12 protein-coding genes and 1 pseudogene are annotated in these 17,689 nt (G+C 68.6%); 8 read left to right on the forward strand and 5 right to left on the reverse strand.

Annotation, left to right across the window (positions count from 1 at the left end; translation table 11 throughout):
• The first annotated feature begins 84 nt into the window (after window positions 1-84).
• From thiC to LVB77_RS05160, 4 genes are all read left to right on the forward strand, one after another.
• Window positions 85-1,962 carry a phosphomethylpyrimidine synthase ThiC gene (gene thiC, locus LVB77_RS05145; RefSeq protein ID WP_232909136.1) on the forward strand — a complete coding sequence of 626 codons (1,878 nt, stop codon included), beginning with the start codon at window positions 85-87 and terminating at the stop codon, window positions 1,960-1,962.
• A 329-nt stretch (window positions 1,963-2,291) separates the two neighbouring features.
• Window positions 2,292-2,978 carry an ion channel gene (locus LVB77_RS05150; RefSeq protein WP_232909137.1) on the forward strand — a complete coding sequence of 229 codons (687 nt, stop codon included), beginning with the start codon at window positions 2,292-2,294 and terminating at the stop codon, window positions 2,976-2,978.
• Between the two features lie 338 nt (window positions 2,979-3,316).
• Window positions 3,317-5,611, forward strand: a complete 2,295-nt coding sequence (locus LVB77_RS05155) for a winged helix-turn-helix domain-containing protein (RefSeq protein ID WP_232909138.1) — start codon at window positions 3,317-3,319, stop codon at window positions 5,609-5,611.
• A gap of 143 nt (window positions 5,612-5,754) precedes the next feature.
• Window positions 5,755-6,681, forward strand: coding sequence for a helix-turn-helix transcriptional regulator (locus LVB77_RS05160; protein WP_232909139.1), 927 nt, complete (start codon window positions 5,755-5,757; stop codon window positions 6,679-6,681).
• Between the two features lie 4 nt (window positions 6,682-6,685).
• Here LVB77_RS05160 and LVB77_RS05165 read toward each other — a convergent pair whose 3' ends face one another.
• The gene (locus LVB77_RS05165; RefSeq protein WP_232909140.1) at window positions 6,686-6,838 is read right to left on the reverse strand and encodes a hypothetical protein; all 153 of its coding nucleotides are present in this window, start codon (window positions 6,836-6,838) and stop codon (window positions 6,686-6,688) included.
• A 152-nt stretch (window positions 6,839-6,990) separates the two neighbouring features.
• On the opposite strand from LVB77_RS05165, the gene LVB77_RS05170 reads away from it, so the two are divergent.
• Entirely contained in the window at window positions 6,991-9,825 is a 2,835-nt protein-coding gene (locus LVB77_RS05170; protein ID WP_232909141.1) for a TonB-dependent receptor, read from the forward strand.
• A 170-nt stretch (window positions 9,826-9,995) separates the two neighbouring features.
• Window positions 9,996-10,985, forward strand: a complete 990-nt coding sequence (locus LVB77_RS05175; RefSeq protein ID WP_232909142.1) for an aspartyl/asparaginyl beta-hydroxylase domain-containing protein — start codon at window positions 9,996-9,998, stop codon at window positions 10,983-10,985.
• A gap of 386 nt (window positions 10,986-11,371) precedes the next feature.
• Here LVB77_RS05175 and ppa read toward each other — a convergent pair whose 3' ends face one another.
• Window positions 11,372-11,926, reverse strand: coding sequence for an inorganic diphosphatase (gene ppa / locus LVB77_RS05180; protein WP_232909143.1), 555 nt, complete (start codon window positions 11,924-11,926; stop codon window positions 11,372-11,374).
• A gap of 235 nt (window positions 11,927-12,161) precedes the next feature.
• On the opposite strand from ppa, the gene LVB77_RS05185 reads away from it, so the two are divergent.
• The gene (locus tag LVB77_RS05185; protein ID WP_232909144.1) at window positions 12,162-13,670 is read left to right on the forward strand and encodes an adenosine deaminase; all 1,509 of its coding nucleotides are present in this window, start codon (window positions 12,162-12,164) and stop codon (window positions 13,668-13,670) included.
• An 84-nt stretch (window positions 13,671-13,754) separates the two neighbouring features.
• Here LVB77_RS05185 and LVB77_RS05190 read toward each other — a convergent pair whose 3' ends face one another.
• Both LVB77_RS05190 and LVB77_RS05195 read right to left on the reverse strand, forming a co-directional pair.
• Window positions 13,755-14,084, reverse strand: a complete 330-nt coding sequence (locus LVB77_RS05190) for an OmpA family protein (protein WP_232910157.1) — start codon at window positions 14,082-14,084, stop codon at window positions 13,755-13,757.
• A 93-nt stretch (window positions 14,085-14,177) separates the two neighbouring features.
• Window positions 14,178-16,202, reverse strand: a pseudogene (locus LVB77_RS05195) (sodium-translocating pyrophosphatase); the annotation flags it as partial.
• A 185-nt stretch (window positions 16,203-16,387) separates the two neighbouring features.
• Between LVB77_RS05195 and LVB77_RS05200 the strand changes: the two are divergent.
• Window positions 16,388-16,897, forward strand: coding sequence for a hypothetical protein (locus LVB77_RS05200; RefSeq protein ID WP_232909145.1), 510 nt, complete (start codon window positions 16,388-16,390; stop codon window positions 16,895-16,897).
• Window positions 16,898-17,226: 329 nt separating this feature from the next.
• Here the strand turns inward: LVB77_RS05200 and LVB77_RS05205 are convergent, their stop codons facing one another.
• On the reverse strand, window positions 17,227-17,688 hold the full coding sequence (locus LVB77_RS05205) for a DUF2846 domain-containing protein (protein WP_232909146.1): 462 nt from the start codon (window positions 17,686-17,688) through the stop codon (window positions 17,227-17,229).
• Between the last annotated feature and the right edge of the window lies 1 nt (window position 17,689).

Here is a 17,689-nt window from a genome sequence, read left to right on the forward strand (position 1 = left end):
GCGCCGCCCGCTTTGCGCGAGTCACTCGCATGCGCCCGCACGTCCCGTGCGGATGTCTTCACAAAGTATGGCGGATCCGTATCCATGAACGCAGTGCCCACCGAACTGCTGCAGCAGGCCGAACGTCTTTCGGCCGACGTCGTGCGCCCGATTCCCGGCTCGCGCAAGATCCACGTCCAGGGTTCGCGCCCGGACCTGCAGGTGCCGATGCGCGAAATCGCGCTGGCGCGCACGCCGACCATCTTCGGCGGCGAGGACAATGCGGCGCTCGCGGTCTACGACACCTCCGGCCCCTACACCGACCACGAGGCCGACATCGACCTCGCCGCCGGCCTGAAGCCGCTGCGCGCGAACTGGATTGCCGAGCGCGGCGACACCGAAGTACTGGGCGGGCTGTCGTCGGAATTCGGCCGCAAGCGCGAGCACGACCCCAAGCTGGCGCACGTGCGCTTCGGCAACCGGCCGCTGCCGCGCCGCGCCGTCGCCGGCGCCAACGTGACCCAGATGCATTACGCGCGCCGCGGCATCGTCACGCCGGAAATGGAATACATCGCGATCCGCGAGAACCAGCGCCTGGACGCGATCCGCGAGGCGCACCTGCTGAATCAGCATCCCGGCCACAGCTTCGGCGCGGCGATCCAGAAGATCATCACGCCCGAATTCGTGCGCGACGAAGTCGCGCGCGGCCGCGCGATCATCCCCAACAACATCAACCACCCGGAAAGCGAGCCGATGATCATCGGCCGAAACTTCCTGACCAAGGTCAACGCCAACATCGGCAATTCGGCGGTGTCCTCGGGCATCGCCGAGGAAGTGGAAAAGCTGGTGTGGTCGATGCGCTGGGGCGCCGACACCGTCATGGACCTGTCCACCGGCAAACACATCCACGAAACCCGCGAGTGGATCATCCGCAACTCGCCGGTGCCGATCGGCACGGTGCCGATCTATCAGGCGCTGGAGAAGGTCGACGGCCGTGCCGAGGAACTCACCTGGGACATTTTCCGCGACACCCTGATCGAGCAGGCCGAGCAGGGCGTGGACTACTTCACCATCCACGCCGGCGTCTTGCTGCGCTACGTGCCGCTGACCGCCAAGCGCGTGACCGGCATCGTCTCGCGCGGCGGCTCGATCCTGGCCAAGTGGTGCCTGGCGCACCACAAGGAGAATTTCCTCTACACGCACTTCGAGGACATCTGCGAGATCATGAAGGCCTACGACGTGGCCTTCTCGCTGGGCGACGGCCTGCGTCCGGGTTCGATCGCCGACGCCAACGACGCGGCCCAGTTCGGCGAGCTGGAGACGCTGGGCGAGCTGACCCAGATCGCCTGGAAGCACGACGTGCAGACCATGATCGAGGGCCCCGGCCACGTGCCGATGCAGCTGATCAAGGAAAACATGGACAAGCAGCTCGAGGTCTGCGGCGAGGCGCCGTTCTACACCCTCGGCCCGCTGACCACCGACATCGCGCCGGGCTACGACCACATCACCTCGGCGATCGGCGCGGCGATGATCGGTTGGTACGGCACGGCAATGCTGTGTTACGTGACGCCCAAGGAGCACCTGGGCCTGCCCAACAAGCAGGACGTGCGCGAGGGCCTGATGGCCTACAAGATCGCCGCGCACGCCGCCGATCTGGCCAAGGGCCATCCGGGCGCGCAGGCGCGCGACAACGCGATGAGCAAGGCGCGTTTCGAGTTCCGCTGGGAAGACCAGTTCAACCTCGGCCTGGATCCGGAGCGCGCGCGCGAGTACCACGACGAAACGCTGCCCAAGGACGCGCACAAGGTCGCGCACTTCTGCTCGATGTGCGGCCCGCACTTCTGCTCGATGAAGATCACCCAGGACGTGCGCGACTACGCCAAGGAGCACGGCGTGGAAGAAACCGCGGCGCTCAGCGAGGGCATGGCCGAGAAGTCGGCCGAATTCCTGGCCCAGGGCGCCGAGGTCTATCGGCGCGCCTGAGGCTGGCGCCCCTAGGATGCGGTGAGCGCAGCGAACCGCATCGTTGCCTGCGCTGGACGCTGAGGGAGCCGCGATTTCTGTCGCGGCTCAAGGATCAAGAGCGAATCCCCCTCGATCCCCCTTTTCCAAAGGGGGAGGTGCTCCGGCTGCAACCGGCGCGTGGCATGCGATGGCTTCTACTGGGCAGGACGCCCAAGGATCGCGCCGCATGCGCTGGTCTTCCCCCTTTGGAAAAGGGGGCTTGAGGGGGATTTGCCTTTGCCCTTGCTCTCAGCCGCGCCCCCGGCAACCCCTGTCGGTCCCCCGCCAAGTCCTGCACACTCCGCCGCATGAGCGACCGCAGCTACGCCTCCCTGAAATGGCGCGTCAACGCGCGCCGGCACCCGTCGGCCTTCCTGCTGGCGGCGCAGCTGCTGAGCATGCTCGCTTATCCGCTGTTCGAGCCCTCCGGTGGCGGGCGCGTGGTGTTCGGCGCGTTCGGCGTGCTGGTGCTGGCGCTGGCGGTGTGGGTGGTCAATCGCAGCCCGGCGATCAAATGGATCGCCTGGCTGCTGGCCGCGCCGGCGTTCGCGCTGTCGATCCTGTCGGTGCTGTTCGCCAGCGACACCCTGCTGATCGCGTCGTCGGCGCTGGAGGCATTGGTCTACTTCTACGCCGCCGGCAGCCTGATCGCTTACATGATGAGCGACCACCGGGTCACCGCCGACGAACTGTTCGCGGCCGGCGCCACCTTCACGCTGCTGGCCTGGGGCTTCGCCTACGCCTTCCTGGTCTGCCAGGCCTGGTATCCGGGCAGTTTCGTCGGCCTGGAGCGGCCGGGCGAGCCGCGGACCTGGATCGAGCTGCTGTTCCTGAGCTTCACCAACCTCTCGGCGGTGGGGCTGGGCGACGTCATCCCGGTCGGCTCCGGCGCGCGCGTGCTGGTGATGCTGGAGCAGTTCGCCGGCGTGGGCTACATCGCCGCGGTGGTGTCGCGCCTGATCGGCCTGACCATCCTGCGCCACGAGCGACGCTGAACGAATCTTCAGGAAAGTCGGCGGGCGCGGATAAAAAAATCGCGCCTCAGCCCCGTGAAGGCCGCGACGCGAAAGTGGAACGATACGTTCTGTAGGACGTCGGCGAGAGAGGGCCTGTGTGCCACCCGCGATGAATGCGGAGGTACCTGGCGACGTTAGAATGGTGTCCTCAGGCGCGTTAGCCCGTTCGCGCCCCAGCGTTGTGCCGGGTCTGGCCGTTGACCATTCAGGTCTTCAGGCACATGACGACCGACCGGCACGCCGCGACCATTGCAGGATTCATGTCACGACCCCCTGAGCCATCGCCACAGCCGCAGCCGCCGTCTGAGCGGGTGCGCGTGGGCGATTGCCTGGTGGACGTGCCGCTGCGCGAGATCCTCGCGCCCGGCGCGCGCCGCGCGCGCCGCATCACGCCCAAGGCCATGGGCGTGCTGCTGAGCCTGATCGAGCACCAGGGCCGGGTAGTGAGCCGCGACGCGCTGCTGGCCGAGGTCTGGCCCGACACGCTGCCGACCAACGACGTCATCACCCAGGCCATCACCCAGCTGCGCAAGGCCTTCGACGACGAGCGCGGCAATCCGCGCTACATCGAGACCATCGCCAAGAACGGCTATCGCCTGCTGACGCCGGTGGTGTGGCTGGGCGTCGAGGCCGACGCGGGCCACGCCGCACGCAGCGAGCGCGCGACGCCGGCCGCCGCCTTGGTCGATCCCTCGCGCACCACCGCCGAACATCCGGCGTTTCCCGATGCGCACGCCTCCGACACCGTGGACGCGATTCCCGCCGTCGCCGCGCCCAGCGCGCGCGGCGCCTGGAGCTCGATCCTGGGCGTGATCGTCGCGGTGGCGGTGCTGGTCGGCGCGATCGTGCTGTGGTCGATGCTGCGCGCGCCGGCGCCGCCGCAGGACGCGCGCGCGGCCAACGCGATACCGCTGCCCAGCGAGCGGCCGTATCGACTGATCACCTCGATGCCGGGCTTCGAACTGGCGCCGACGCTGTCGCCGGATGCGTCGATGGTGGCCTACGTCGCGATACCCGAACGCGCGCGCGCCACCGCGATCATGGTCCAGACCACCGATCAGACCCAGCCGCGCATGCTCAGCCATCCCAGCGGCGCCGCCGAGGACAGCGCGCCGGCGTGGTCGCCGGACGGGCGCTGGATCGCCTTCCTGCGCCTGGAGCCCGGCAGCGCCTGCCGGATCATGATGATCGCGGCCAACGGCGGCGCCGAGCGCGAGGTCGGCACCTGCGACCACCGCAGTCCGCCCAGTTTCGACTGGACGCCCGACAGCCACGGCCTGGTGTTCGGCAGCATGCCCACCGCGCTGGGCGTGGTCGGCATGCGCCAGCTCGACCTGGCCAGCGGCGAGTGGACCGCCTTGAACTACCGGCGCGGCCGCGCCGACCTGGACAGCGCGCCGCGTTACTCGCCCGACGGGCGCTGGATCGCGTTCGTGCGCAACGCGCCGCTGGGCGATTTCTGGCGCGTGCCCGCCGAAGGCGGCGAAGCCGAGCGCCTGACCGAGCTGCGCGCCGACATCCGCGGTTGGGACTGGCTGCCCGACGGCAGCGGGGTGCTGTTCGGGCGCGCCGTCGACGGCGACGTGCGCATGTACCGGCTCGATTTCGACAGCGGCCGCATCACCGACACCGGCATCGTCGACGCCCAGAGCCCGGTCGCCGCGCGCAGCCGCGAAGCGGCGGTGTTCGTGCAGCGCAAGCCGTACTTCGGGCTGTACCGGGTGATGCTGCCCGCGCAGTCCGGCGGCCTGGTGCACGTGGTCGAGCCGCTGTTCGCCTCGTCGGCGCGCGACGTGCTGCCCTCGATCGCGCCCGATTCGCGGCAGATGGTGTTCGTGTCCGACCGCTCCGGCAGCAACGGCCTGTGGTGGGCGGACCTGCAGCGGCCGGAATCGCTGCGCATGATCGCCGGTGTGCAGCCGGCCACGCGCTATGTCTCCAGCTGGTCGGCCGACGCGCGCAGCGTGCTGGTCAGCGGCCGCGACCGCGCCGGCCGCGCGGTGGTGCACGAAGTGGTGCCGTCCAGCGGCCGGGTCTCGCAGCTGGACCTGCCGCTGACCGAGCCCGTGCAGGCCCTGTACCTGCCCGACCCCAACCGCCTGTTGGTGCTGGCCGCGGCCGGCGACGGCCACCTGCGCCTGCACCTGTACGACCGCCGCGCCAGCCCGATGCGGGCCCTGGCCGCGATCGACGACGTGTCCCAGGCCCAGATCGACCCGGTCGGCCAGCGCGTGCTGTTCACCCGGCCCACCCGCAGCGGCCTGTGGCAGGCCGACCTGGCGCTGTCGCCGGGCAGCGTGCGCGAGCTGAACGCCGAAGAACCGATCTCCGACCGCTACCGCCTGTGGGCGGTGGCCGGCGACGGCGAGATCCGCTACCTGGAGCAGCTGCAGAATTGTGCCGCCCGCCTGCGTCGCATCGGCCTGGGAGACGCCACCACGGCGCCGCCGCTGTGCCTGGACCAAAGCCGGCGCGCCGCGGTCAACGGCTTCTCTGTCAGCCCGCGCGGCGACGCCGTGTACGTGGCCCTGGTCGAGTGGGACGGCGCCGATATCGGTTACATGGACCTGTTGCCGGCCCCGAAGACCGAAGTGCCGGGTTGGTTCAAGTAATTGATCCGAAAGCGGAATGTGCTTTCGGAAGTTCTTCGGTTTTGCCCTCGTTGCGATTTCGCATAACTCTCCGACAACTTTCCTGAAGCCGCCCTGCGGCTGCGGCAAAAGCTATGGCCATTCTCGGCACATGAGGTGGACCAATGGAGCAAGCGCAATGGGCGGATCGCGGGCAGCTGCTGCAGCTCGACAGCCCGGACAACGCAGCGGCGGGTAGCTGCGTCGGCGTCTCCCGCCTCGGCAGCGCACAGCTGTCGGGCACCAACTTCTCGATCTGGGTGCAGCTGCGCGGCGCGTCCTGGGTCGAAGCCAAGGAAGGCAAGTTCCGTCTGCGTCGTGGCGATTGGATCGCCTTCGAGCGCGACTCCAAGCCGGTCCTGCAGGCCGACCGTCACGGCCTGTGCGTGGGCCTGAACCTCAGTGCCGACGCGCTCAAGGCGATGTCGCGCTTCACCGACTGCGGCCTGTACGCCGGTCGCGGCCGCATGACCCGTCGCGACGCCCGCGTCGCCCTGCGCCTGTGGCGCCAGGCCAGCGTGCGCGCCGCCGACACCGAGGCCCCGGCCGAAGTCACCGCGCTGCGTCCGATCCTGTTGCACCTGGCCGGCATCCAGCGCGATCTGGCTTCGCGCATTCCGCGTTGCCCGGGCCGCTCGCGCAGCCGCAAGCGCCAGGTGTTCGGTCGCCTGCAACGCGCGCGTCTGTATCTGGAAGGCAATTGCGACCGCGTGGTGCGCATCAGCGAATTGGCCGAACTCACCAGCTTCTCCAGCTGGTACTTCTCCAAGACTTTCCACTCTTTATATGAAGAGAGTCCGCAGGCGGCCTCGGCGCGCATGCGTCTGGAGCACGCGGCCGATCTGCTCAAGAGCACCACGATGATGATCGGCGAAGTCGCCGCCGCCAGCGGCTTCGACAACTGCTGCAGCTTCGCGCGTGCGTTCCGTGCGCGTTTCGGCGTCTCGGCCACGCGTTATCGCAGCGCCGCGGCCAGCGGCGCGGCTACGCGGGCCGATTCGGCAAAGTCCGCGAGCCGCACGCGCAAAGAGATGCTCGCCACCGGCACCTGATGCGTCACGGGCGCGCGTGCATGCCGATGCGTGCACGCGCGCCGATTCGCGGCGAAATGCCGCGACGATCGCATCGATCGTCGCGCGCAACCGATTCGATTGGCAGCGATGACTGCGCGCGTGCGTCCCGCACGCGTTTTTTTTGCTCGCGATTCATCGTCGCGCGATCGCTGACGACAACGTCGGTATGAGCTCGCGGACCGACTCGGCAAAGTCTCTCGGCCTCGCGCGCAAAGCAGCGGCGGCCACCGGAACGTAATTTTGCTGGGCGTTTTAACACGCCCATAACGATTACCTGGAGAGAGATAGATGAACCATCGCAATTTGCGTCCCGCGGTGCGGCTGGGCTTGCTGCCGGCCGGTATCGCGATCGCACTGGTGCCGGCGTTTGCCAGCGCCCAAGAAGCCGATGCAGCTCCCGCCCAAGACGCTACGACGCTCGATCGCATCGAGGTCACCGGCTCGCGCATCAAGCGCGCCGACATCGAAACTTCGCAGCCGATCTTCACCCTGACCCGCGCCGAGATCGACAAGCAGGGCGTGACCTCGGTCGCCGACGTGCTGCAGCGCATCTCCAGCAACGGCGCCGCGCTGAACTCGACCTTCAACAACGGCGGCGACGGTTCCTCGGGCATCAGCCTGCGTAACCTCGGCTCCAGCCGTACCCTGGTCCTCGTCAACGGCCGCCGCTGGACCACCCAGCTCGACGGCTCGGTCGACCTCAACACCATCCCGGCCTCGATCATCGAGCGCGTGGAAGTGCTGAAGGACGGCGCGTCGACCATCTACGGTTCCGACGCCATCGCCGGCGTGGTCAACATCATCACCCGTCGCAACTTCGAAGGTGCCGAAGCCGGCGCCTACATCGGCCAGTACAGCCAGCAGGACGGCGACCGTCAGGCTTACGACTTCAGCCTGGGCGTCAGCAACGACCGCTCCTCGCTGCTGCTCGGCGCGTCCTACGTCAAGGAAGAGGCCGTCATGGCCGGCGCCCGCAAGATCTCCGCTGGCGGCGCGCCGTTCTTCAGCGGCCAGAGCGGCACCGGCTTCCCGGGTTCGTTCGTCGACGACATGGGCACCTCGACCGATCCCGACGACGACGTGCGTTACGTCCTCGACGCGCAGGGCAACAAGGTTCCGTACCAGTCGTCCGTGCATGGCTACAACACCGCGCCGGACAACTACCTGCTGACCCCGCAGGAGCGCACCTCGCTGTTCGCGCAGGGCACGTTCAACATCACCGACAACCTGACCTTCCGCACCGAGACGCTGTACAACCAGCGCCTGTCGGAGCAGCTGCTCGCGGCGATGCCGGTCACCGGCCTGACCCTGAGCAAGGACAGCCTGTACGCTCCGGCCGAGTACAAGGGCGTGCGCGACCTGATCGGCGTCAACCGCCGCTTCCAGGAAACCGGCGGCCGTTCGTACAACCAGGACGTCAAGAACTTCCACTTCTACGGCGGCCTGGAAGGCTACTTCAGCGTCGGCGACCGTCAGTTCGATTGGGACGCGGGCTACCGTTACGACAAGTCGGACGAGAACACCCTGACCTACGGCCTGTTCAACCTGGCCGCGCTGCGCAACGCCTACGGTCCGTCGGAAATGCGCGACGGCAAGGCCGTGTGCGTGACCGCTCCGGGCGGTTCCGTCATCGCCGGCTGCGTGCCGATCAATCCGCTGGGCGGCCTGGGTTCGATCACGCCGGAAGGCCTGGCGTACACCGGCTTCACCGCGCACGATTCGGCCAAGGTCGAGTCCAAGAGCTACACCCTCAACGTCAGCGGCGACATCGTCGACCTGCCGGCCGGCCCGCTGGGCTTCGCCGCGGGCTATGAGCACCGCAGCGAGAGCGGCCAGTTCGATCCGGACGCGTTCATCGCCGCCGGCCTGAGCACGGGCAACGCGCGTTCGCCCACGGCCGGTTCGTACTCGCTGGACGAGTTCTACCTCGAAGTCGCCGTGCCGGTGCTGTCCGACCTGCCGTTCGCCAAGCTGCTCGACTTCTCGGTCGCCACGCGTTACTCGGACTTCAGCAACTTCGGCAACACGCTGAACAGCAAGTTCGGTTTCCGCTGGAAGCCGATCGACGACCTGCTGATCCGCGGTAACTGGTCGGAGGGCTTCCGCGCCCCGAGCATCAGCAACCTCTACGGCGGCAACACCGACTCGTTCGAGAGCTACATCGATCCGTGCTCGAGCCACTCGCCGCTGCGCAGCAACCCGCAGGTCGCTGCCCGTTGCGCCGCCGAAGGCGTGCCGACCAACTTCGTGCAGCCGGGCGACGGTTCGTCGCGCCAGACGCTGGAAGCGTTCACCTGGACCTCCAACGACCAGCTGTCGCCGGAAACCTCGACCAGCAAGACCCTGGGCTTCGTGTACAGCCCGAGCTGGCTGCAGGGCTTCGACATCGCGCTGGACTGGTACAAGGTCAAGATCGAGAACGCGATCACCCGTCCGGAAGCGCAGTTCATCCTCGACAAGTGCTACGCCGGTACCCCGGGCGAGCAGGCGGCTTACTGCGGTCTGTACCAGCGCGGCGGCACCTCGGCCGGCAACCCGAACATCATCGACAAGCTCGAGATGCCGCTGCTCAACCTCGCCCAGTACGAGGTCGAAGGCTACGACATGACCTTGAACTACCGTCTGCCGGAAACGGTCTACGGCAAGTTCTCGATCACCTGGGACACGTCGTACACCTCCAAGTGGATCGCCACCGCGACCGAAGATTCGGCTGCCGAGGAGCGTCAGGGCCTGTACCTGCCGAACGATCCGTACTGGCGCATCAAGTCCAACCTGTACCTGGATTGGAGCAAGGGCGACTTCGGTGCGACCTGGGGCATGCGCTACAAGTCGGGTATCGACGAGGTCTGCCCGTTCACCGGTGCGAACGCGCAGGCTTACTGCTCGGATCCGAACCGCGTGACCGCCGACGGTCGCGCGCCGCGTAACCACCTGGGCGCGACCACGTACCACGACATGCAGTTCCGCTACAACACGCCGTGGAACGCCACCGTCTCGGTCGGCGCGAACAACGTGTTCGACAAGGATCCGCCGCTGTCGCTGACCGCGAAGTACAACATGTTCGACCCGCAGTACGACCTGCCGGGCCGTTACTACTACCTGCAGTACCGTCAGCGCTTCTGATCGACGGTTCCAAGGTTGTAGGCGACATGCAGTACGGGGAGGCGGGCTTATGGCCCGCCTCCTTTTTTTTGCGTGCCTGTTTTTGCGTGCCCGCTTGCGGCGCGCCGACGGGCGTGGCGACGGCTTCGCGGTCCTGTGTACGATAGGGCGGTCGCCTTCCGGACCGTCCGATGAAATTGCAGGTGCCGTTCATCCAGTTGCCGCTGGCGTTCGACGCCGCGCGGCTGGCCGCCGAGATCGCCGCCCTGGGCGAGGGGCCGTGGCGCCCGCACCCGCAGGGCTTCGCCGGCAATTCGATGCTGCCGCTGGTCGCGGTGGACGGCGATCCGGCCAACGAGGCCTTTTCCGGGCGCATGCGGCCCACCCCGGAACTGCTGCGCTGCCCCTATCTGAGCCAGGTCTTCGCCAGCCTGGGCGCCACCGTCGGCCGCAGCCGCCTGATGCGCCTGTCCGGCCATGCCGAGGTCACCCGCCACGCCGATCAGGGCTATTACTGGGCCGAGCGCGTGCGCGTGCACGTGCCGATCGTGACCCAGCCGACGGTGCGCTTCGAGTGCGGCGACGCGGCGATCAACATGGCCGCCGGCGAATGCTGGATCTTCGACACCTGGCGCCAGCACCGGGTCATCAACGACGCGGTGGAGTCGCGCATCCATCTGGTCGTCGACACCGTCGGCGGCGGCGAATTCTGGGAACTGGTCGGACGCGGACGCCCGCACAACGTGCCGCCCGCGGGCTGGCCGCAGCAGAACGTCGTGCCGCAAGCGGACGTGGTCGCGCACTTTCCCTGCGAGACGGTCAACGTGCCCGCGGTGATGAACCCCTGGGAGCTCAACGCCCACTTCGGCCTGCTGTTCGCCGATGCCGAGCCGCATCCGCAGCTGCAACAGGTGCGTCAGGCCGCGATGCGGTTCGCGCGTACCTGGCAGGGGCTGTGGTTCGAATACGGCGAGCGCGCGGAAGGCCGCGCGCGCTACCGCGACGCGTTGCAGCGCTTCATCGACGAAGTCAAAGGGCCCAGCCAGACCATCCGGCTGCGCAACGAGTTGCGCTGGTTCAACGCGATGATGACCATCGTGGCCAAGTTCGCGGTCGCCGGCGACGCGCCGGTCGGCGGTGGCAGCGCGGAGCAGCAGCGCGCGGTGGGCGATAACGCCTGAGCGCTGGGGCCCCTGGGGCAAGCGTACCGGCCAGCTCTGAGCTCTCCCACGCGCGGTCCTCGTCCGCCCTCCAGGCCCCTTCTCAGCTTTGCACTTCCTTCGGTCGCCGCGAGCGGTAGAAGGGAACGCAAGCGACGTGCTTTCAGCTCCTCTCACTTAGCTGGGAGAAGGGAAGGCAGGCGACGTCCTTCTGGCCCCTCCCTCGCTCGCGGGAGGAGGGGCGGCGTTTGCGAGCCATTGGCTCGCGCCGCACCGAATGCCCGACCGCGCAGCGGGCGCGTCGGGGTGCGGGTTGGGGGAGGGCAGCTGTTCGCCGCATGGGTGCAGCCCCCAAAAACAAAGGCCGCCCAAAGGCGGCCCCTGTCACACCCGATCCAGCATCCGCCTCAGAACTTCGGCTTGTCGCTTTCTTCGGTCGCGTTGTAGCGGTCGATCGCTTCCAGCAGGATCTGCTTGGCTTCGGCGGCCTTGCCCCAGCCGTCCAGCTTGACCCACTTGCCCTTCTCCAAATCCTTGTAGTGCTCGAAGAAGTGGCCGATCCGGTCCAGCCAGTGCTGGCTGACCTGCTCGATGTCGGAGATGTGGCTGTAGCCGGCGAACACCTTGTCGATCGGCACCGCCAGCAGCTTTTCGTCGCCGCCGGCTTCGTCGGTCATGCGCAGCACGCCGACCGGACGGCAGCGGATGACCGAGCCGGGGATCAGCGGCAGCGGCAGCACCACCAGCACGTCGGCCGGATCGCCGTCGCCGCACAGGGTGTGCGGCACGTAGCCGTAGTTGCAGGGGTAACGCATCGGCGTGGACAGGATGCGGTCGACGAAGATCGCACCGGAGGCCTTGTCGACCTCGTACTTGACCGGCTCGGCGTCCTTGGGGATTTCGATGATGACGTTGATCTCTTCCGGCGGGTTCTTGCCGGTGGGGACGAGGTCCAGGCCCATGCGTAGCTCCGACTGCTGTTGGCCCGCCGAGGGGCGGGCCGGTAGAAAGAGCGGGCATTCTACGCGGCCGGCTGTTGCGATGCAGCATGGAGGCCCGCCGGGACTGAACGGCGGCGACCCGGCGACGGGCTCCGGACGGCCCGGCCGGTGGCGCGAGGCGCGCGAGCGGGCAGCGCGGACGCGTCGGGCCTCCTATCATTCGGGGCCACGGATCGCTCAAGCAAAGGCAGCAGGGATGGACCAAGGCAACCGCTGGATCGGCCTGGGCGTGGCGGCGGCGCTGCTGGGCGCCAGCCTGGGTGCGCAGGCCAAGGGCGACCCCGGCGAGGCGCGCACGGCCGCGTACTTCGACCGCATCGCCGGCAGCCCGCCGCAGCTGCGCATGTTCCTGCAGGCCATGCCCAAGGGCGGCGACCTGCATAACCACGCCACCGGCTCGGTGTATGCCGAGGATTTCCTGCGCTGGGCGGCGGATCAGGACTACTGCGTCGCCACCGACAGCCACCGCATCGTGCGCCCGCCCTGCGAGGCCCCGGCCGCCGTGCCGGTGCGCGATCTGGCCAGCCGCGACTACGCCGCCTACAGCCGCGCCATCGACGCGCTGTCGATGCGCAACGCCAGCCTGCCCGACGCCGACCGCTTCTTCGCCAGCTTCGACGGCTTCCGCGCGCTGTCCTCCGGCGATGCCGGGCGCGTGACCGCGGCCGCGCGCGAGCTGGCCGCGGACGACCGCGTCCTCTATCTGGAGTTGATGACGATGCCGCGCGCCGCGCAGGCCTTGCTGGACGCGGCCAAGGCCAGCGGCCTGGACGGCAGCGACCCGGATGCGCTGATGGCGGCGCTGGCCCCCTTGTTGCCGGCGGCGGTGGCGCAGGCGCGCGCCGAACTGGACCGCGACGAGGCGGCCTATGCCGCCGCCAACGCCTGCGGCGGCGCACAGGCGCGGCCCGCGTGCGCGGTCGAAGTGCGCTACCAGATTCCGGTGCCGCGGCATCGCCCGCCCGCGCAGGCCTTCGCCGCGATGGCCTACGGCTACGCCCTGGCCGAGGCCGACCCGCGCTGGGTCGGCGTCAACATCGTCGGGCCGGAGCATCATCCGTCGGCGCTGCGCGATTACGCGACGCACATGCGCATGTTCGCCTACTTCAAGCAGCGGCATCCGCGCGTTTCCTCGTCGCTGCATGCCGGCGAACTGACCCTGGGCCTGGTGCCGCCGCGCGAACTGCGTCACCACGTGCGCGATGCGGTCGCGGTGGCCGGCGCCAGACGCATCGGCCACGGCGTCGATATCGCCTACGAAACCGATGCGCGCGAGCTGCTGCAACGCATGGCGCGCGAGCGCGTGGCGGTGGAGATCAACCTCAGCAGCAACGCCGCCATCCTGGGCGTGCAGGGCGCGCAGCACCCGCTGCGGACCTACCTGGCGTACGGCGTGCCGGTGGTGCTGTCCACCGACGATCAGGGCGTGCTGCGCAGCGATTTGAGCCACGAGTACCTGCGCGCGGCGCAGGAGCAGGGCCTGGGCTATGCGCAGCTCAAGCAGCTCGCGCGCGACAGTTTGGAGTACGCCTTCCTGCCCGGCGCCAGCCTGTGGCAGGGCCGCGCCGGCGCTGCGCGCGTGAGCGCCTGCGCACGCGATGCGGGCGACGCCGATTGCGCGCGTTACCTGCAGGGCAGTGCGAAAGCGCGCCTGCAGTGGCGCCTGGAACAGGAGTTCGCGCAGTTCGAACGCGGGTATCGCTGAGCGCGCCGCGCGCGCGAGTCCGGCGGGCGCAAAAGGAAACGGCGGCCGTAGCCGCCGTTTCCAGGTTAGGCGAGCGGCGTGCGCTTAATCGAGTCGTACCTCGACCCGGCGCGCTTCCTTGGCGGTGCCGTCGCCTTCGGTTTCCACCGGCTTGTCCATGCTCACGCGATCGGCCGACAGGCCCTGCGCGATCAGCCAGTCCTTGACCACCGACGCGCGCTGCTTGGCCAGCTCGGCGTTGGCGGCCGGATCGCCGCTGCGGTCGTGGAAGCCGGACACACGCGCCTTCAGGGCCGGGTCGCGCTGCATGCGGTGATAGACGTTGGACAGCGCGGTTTCGAACTCGGCCGGCAGCGCCGCCGAACCGCTCTCGAAATACAGCGTGGCCAGCGAGTCCGGCTGCGTGTCGGCCATGCCGGCGGCGGGGCCGACCGTGGCCGGCGCCGACAGCGCGGCCACCGGCGCGCCGTGCACGCCGGCCGCATCGCCCGGAGCGGCACCGCTGGGCAGCAAGGGCACCAGCAGCAGCGCGACGATGTTGATGATCTTGATCAGCGGATTGATCGCCGGGCCGGCGGTGTCCTTGTACGGATCGCCGACGGTGTCGCCGGTGACCGCGGCCTTGTGCGCCTCGGAACCCTTGCCGCCGTGGTGGCCGTCCTCGATGTACTTCTTGGCGTTGTCCCAGGCGCCGCCGCCGGTGGTCATCGAAATCGCGACGAAAATGCCGGTGACGATGGTGCCGATCAGCAAGCCGCCCAGCGCCTTCGGACCCAGCAGCAGGCCGATCACCACCGGCACCGCGACCGGCAGCAGCGACGGCACGATCATTTCCTTGATCGCGGACTTGGTCAGCATGTCCACGGCCTTGTCGTACTGCGGCTTGCCCGTGCCCTGCATGATGCCGGGGATGTCGCGGAACTGGCGCCGCACCTCTTCCACCACCGCGCCCGCCGCACGGCCCACGGCTTCCATCGCCATCGCGCCGAACAGGTACGGGATCAGGCCGCCGATCAGCAGGCCGATGATCACGTAATGGTCGGACAGGTCGAAGGAGAACACCGTGCCCGGATGCGCGGCCTGCAGGTTGTGGGTGTAGTCGGCGAACAGCACCAGCGCGGCCAGCGCGGCCGAGCCGATCGCATAGCCCTTGGTCACCGCCTTGGTGGTGTTGCCCACCGCGTCCAGCGGATCGGTGATGTTGCGCACCTCCGGCGGCAGCTCGGCCATTTCGGCGATGCCGCCGGCGTTGTCGGTGATCGGGCCGTAAGCGTCCAGCGCCACGATCATGCCGGCCATCGACAGCATCGAGGTCGCGGCGATGGCGATGCCGTACAGGCCGCCCAGCGCGTGCGCGCCCCAGATCGCCAGACACACCGCGATCACCGGCAGCGCGGTCGACTTCATCGACACGCCCAGGCCGGCGATGATGTTGGTGCCGTGACCGGTGGTGGAGGCCGCCGCGACGTGCTGCACCGGCTTGAACTGGGTGCCGGTGTAGTACTCGGTGATCCACACGATGACGCCGGTCAGCACCAGGCCGATCAACGCGCACCAGTACAGGTTCATCGCGCCGTAGGACGAGTCGGCCATCAGCTGGGTGGTGATCGGGTAGAACGCGATCGCCGCCAGCACCGCCGACACGATCACGCCCTTGTACAGCGCGCCCATGATCGAGCCGCCTTGCTTCACCTTGACGAAGAAGGCGCCGATGATCGAGGCGATGATCGACACGCCGCCCAGCACCAGCGGGTACAGCACCGCGTGGGTGCCGGCCTGGGCCATCATCAGCCCGCCCAGCAGCATGGTCGCGATCACCGTCACCGCATAGGTTTCGAACAGGTCCGCGGCCATGCCGGCGCAGTCGCCGACGTTGTCGCCGACGTTGTCGGCGATCACCGCCGGGTTGCGCGGGTCGTCCTCGGGAATGCCGGCCTCGACCTTGCCCACCAGGTCGGCGCCGACGTCGGCGCCCTTGGTGAAGATGCCGCCGCCCAGTCGCGCGAAGATCGAGATCAGCGACGAGCCGAACGCCAGGCCGACCAGCGCGTGCAGCGCCGGTTCGCCGGTGATGCCCATCTTGCCCAGCACCAGCCAGTAGCCGGCCACGCCCAGCAGGCCCAGGCCGACCACCAGCATGCCGGTGATCGCGCCGCCGCGGAACGCGACGTCCATCGCCGGGCCGATGCCCTTGCGCGCGGCCTCGGCGGTGCGCACGTTGGCGCGCACCGACACGTTCATGCCGATGTAGCCGGCGGCGCCGGACAGCACCGCGCCGATCAGGAAGCCGATCGCCGTGGGCCAATTCAGGAAAATGCCGATGACCACGAACAGCACCGCGCCGGCAACGGCGATGGTGGTGTACTGGCGGTTGAGGTAGGCGCGCGCGCCTTCCTGGATCGCGCCGGCGATCTCCTGCATGCGTTCGTTGCCGGCGGGTTGTGCGCTGATCCAGCGCGCGGAAATGATCCCGTAGAGGATCGCGATGACGGCGCAAGCCAGCGCCAAGGTCAAACCGTACTGCTCCAGCATGAACCCCTCCCCAGAGTGGACATCAGGACAACGGAATACCTAGATTTTCAGGTCGCGAGCCGGGTTCCGGCGCGGCAACGCAGGGACTATCGCACAGGCTCCGGGCCTGTGAAACCTCGTGAAACCGAGGTTCAGCCCCGGCGTGCCAGCCTGCGACCCCAGTCACGTATCGATGGAGCCTGTTCATGCGCATCGCCGTCGCCCTGTTCGCCGCCGCGCTGTCGCTGCCGGCCTCGGCCGCCGATCCGACCCCGGAAATCCAGCGCCCCGCCGGGCAGCCGCAGGCCCTGGGCGCGGTGCACACCCTGCGCCAGATTCCGGAAGCCTGCGCGCGCCTGGAGGGCCAATTCACCGGCCAGGCCGCGCAGCCGTACAAGTTCGCCGTGGTCCGCACCAGCCCCAACTGCCAGCCGCGCGCGCGCTTCGTCGACGCCGCCAAGGCCCAGCCTTCGCTGGCCGCGGGATGGAAATTCAACGATCTGATCCGCGTGCCCAACGCCGCCTGCGCCTCGCAGCAGGCGGTGGTGCGCGTGTGGCGCAAGCCGGCCGACGTGGCGCCGCCCAAGCTCGACGGCCAGGGTCAGGCGCGTTTGTATCTGGCCGACGAGAAGGCCAAGGCCGCGGCCAAGCAGCTGGCGGCGGTGCCGATGTTTGCGGCGGTGATGGCGGTGGAGGGTAAGGGCTGCGGCGGCTGAGGTGCGTCGCAGGTGCACCCTGCACGGCGATCCGCCGCTTCGCGCGCCCTCACCTCAACCCACACCCCGGCCTGCCCGCTGCGCGGTCGGGCGTTCGGTGCGGCGCGAGCCGATGGCTCGCTAGCGCTGCCCCTTACCCCGCAAGCGGGAGAGGGGTTAAAGAAAGATAAGGGCGTAGTACATATCCCCTCTCCCGTTCACGGGAGAGGGTTAGGGTGAGGGGATGAGCGCACAGCGCGAATGCGCTTGATCCTCGATCCGCTACAAATTCGCCATCGCGACCTGCACTGCGGCGATCCCGAGGCGAAATCGCCCCGCCTGACGGCGCCTTACTTCGCCAGCTTCAGCTTGTCCGCCAGCGCGTTGAACGCCGCCGCGTCGGTCGGCGACAGATTCGGACGGCCCGCCACGATGCCCATGCCCATCGTGCCCTGCACGTAGTAGGTCTCGCCGGCTTCGATTTCCATGTTCAGCACGTCCTTGGTCTCGCCGTGCACGCGGTACTCGTGTGCGCCGGGCTCGGCCACGTGGACGAAGTACTTGCCGTTGCTCAGCTTGCCCAGCTCGGTCTCGCCCTCGCGGACCTTGAAGCCCATTGCGCCGCCGACGAACTTGGACGGACGGAAGAACACGATCTGGCCCTTGCCCTCCGGCGGCGCGCCGATCTTGCCGGTCGCCTTTGCGCCGGCGCTTTCCTCGGTCGGCGCCGACGGGGCGGCGTCCTGGGCCAGCGCGGCGCCCGACAGCATCAGGCCGAGCGCGATCGCGGAAACACGGAACTTCATCTTCATT

The organism is Lysobacter sp. 5GHs7-4 (genome assembly GCF_021284765.1).
Taxonomy (GTDB): Bacteria; Pseudomonadota; Gammaproteobacteria; order Xanthomonadales; family Xanthomonadaceae; genus Lysobacter.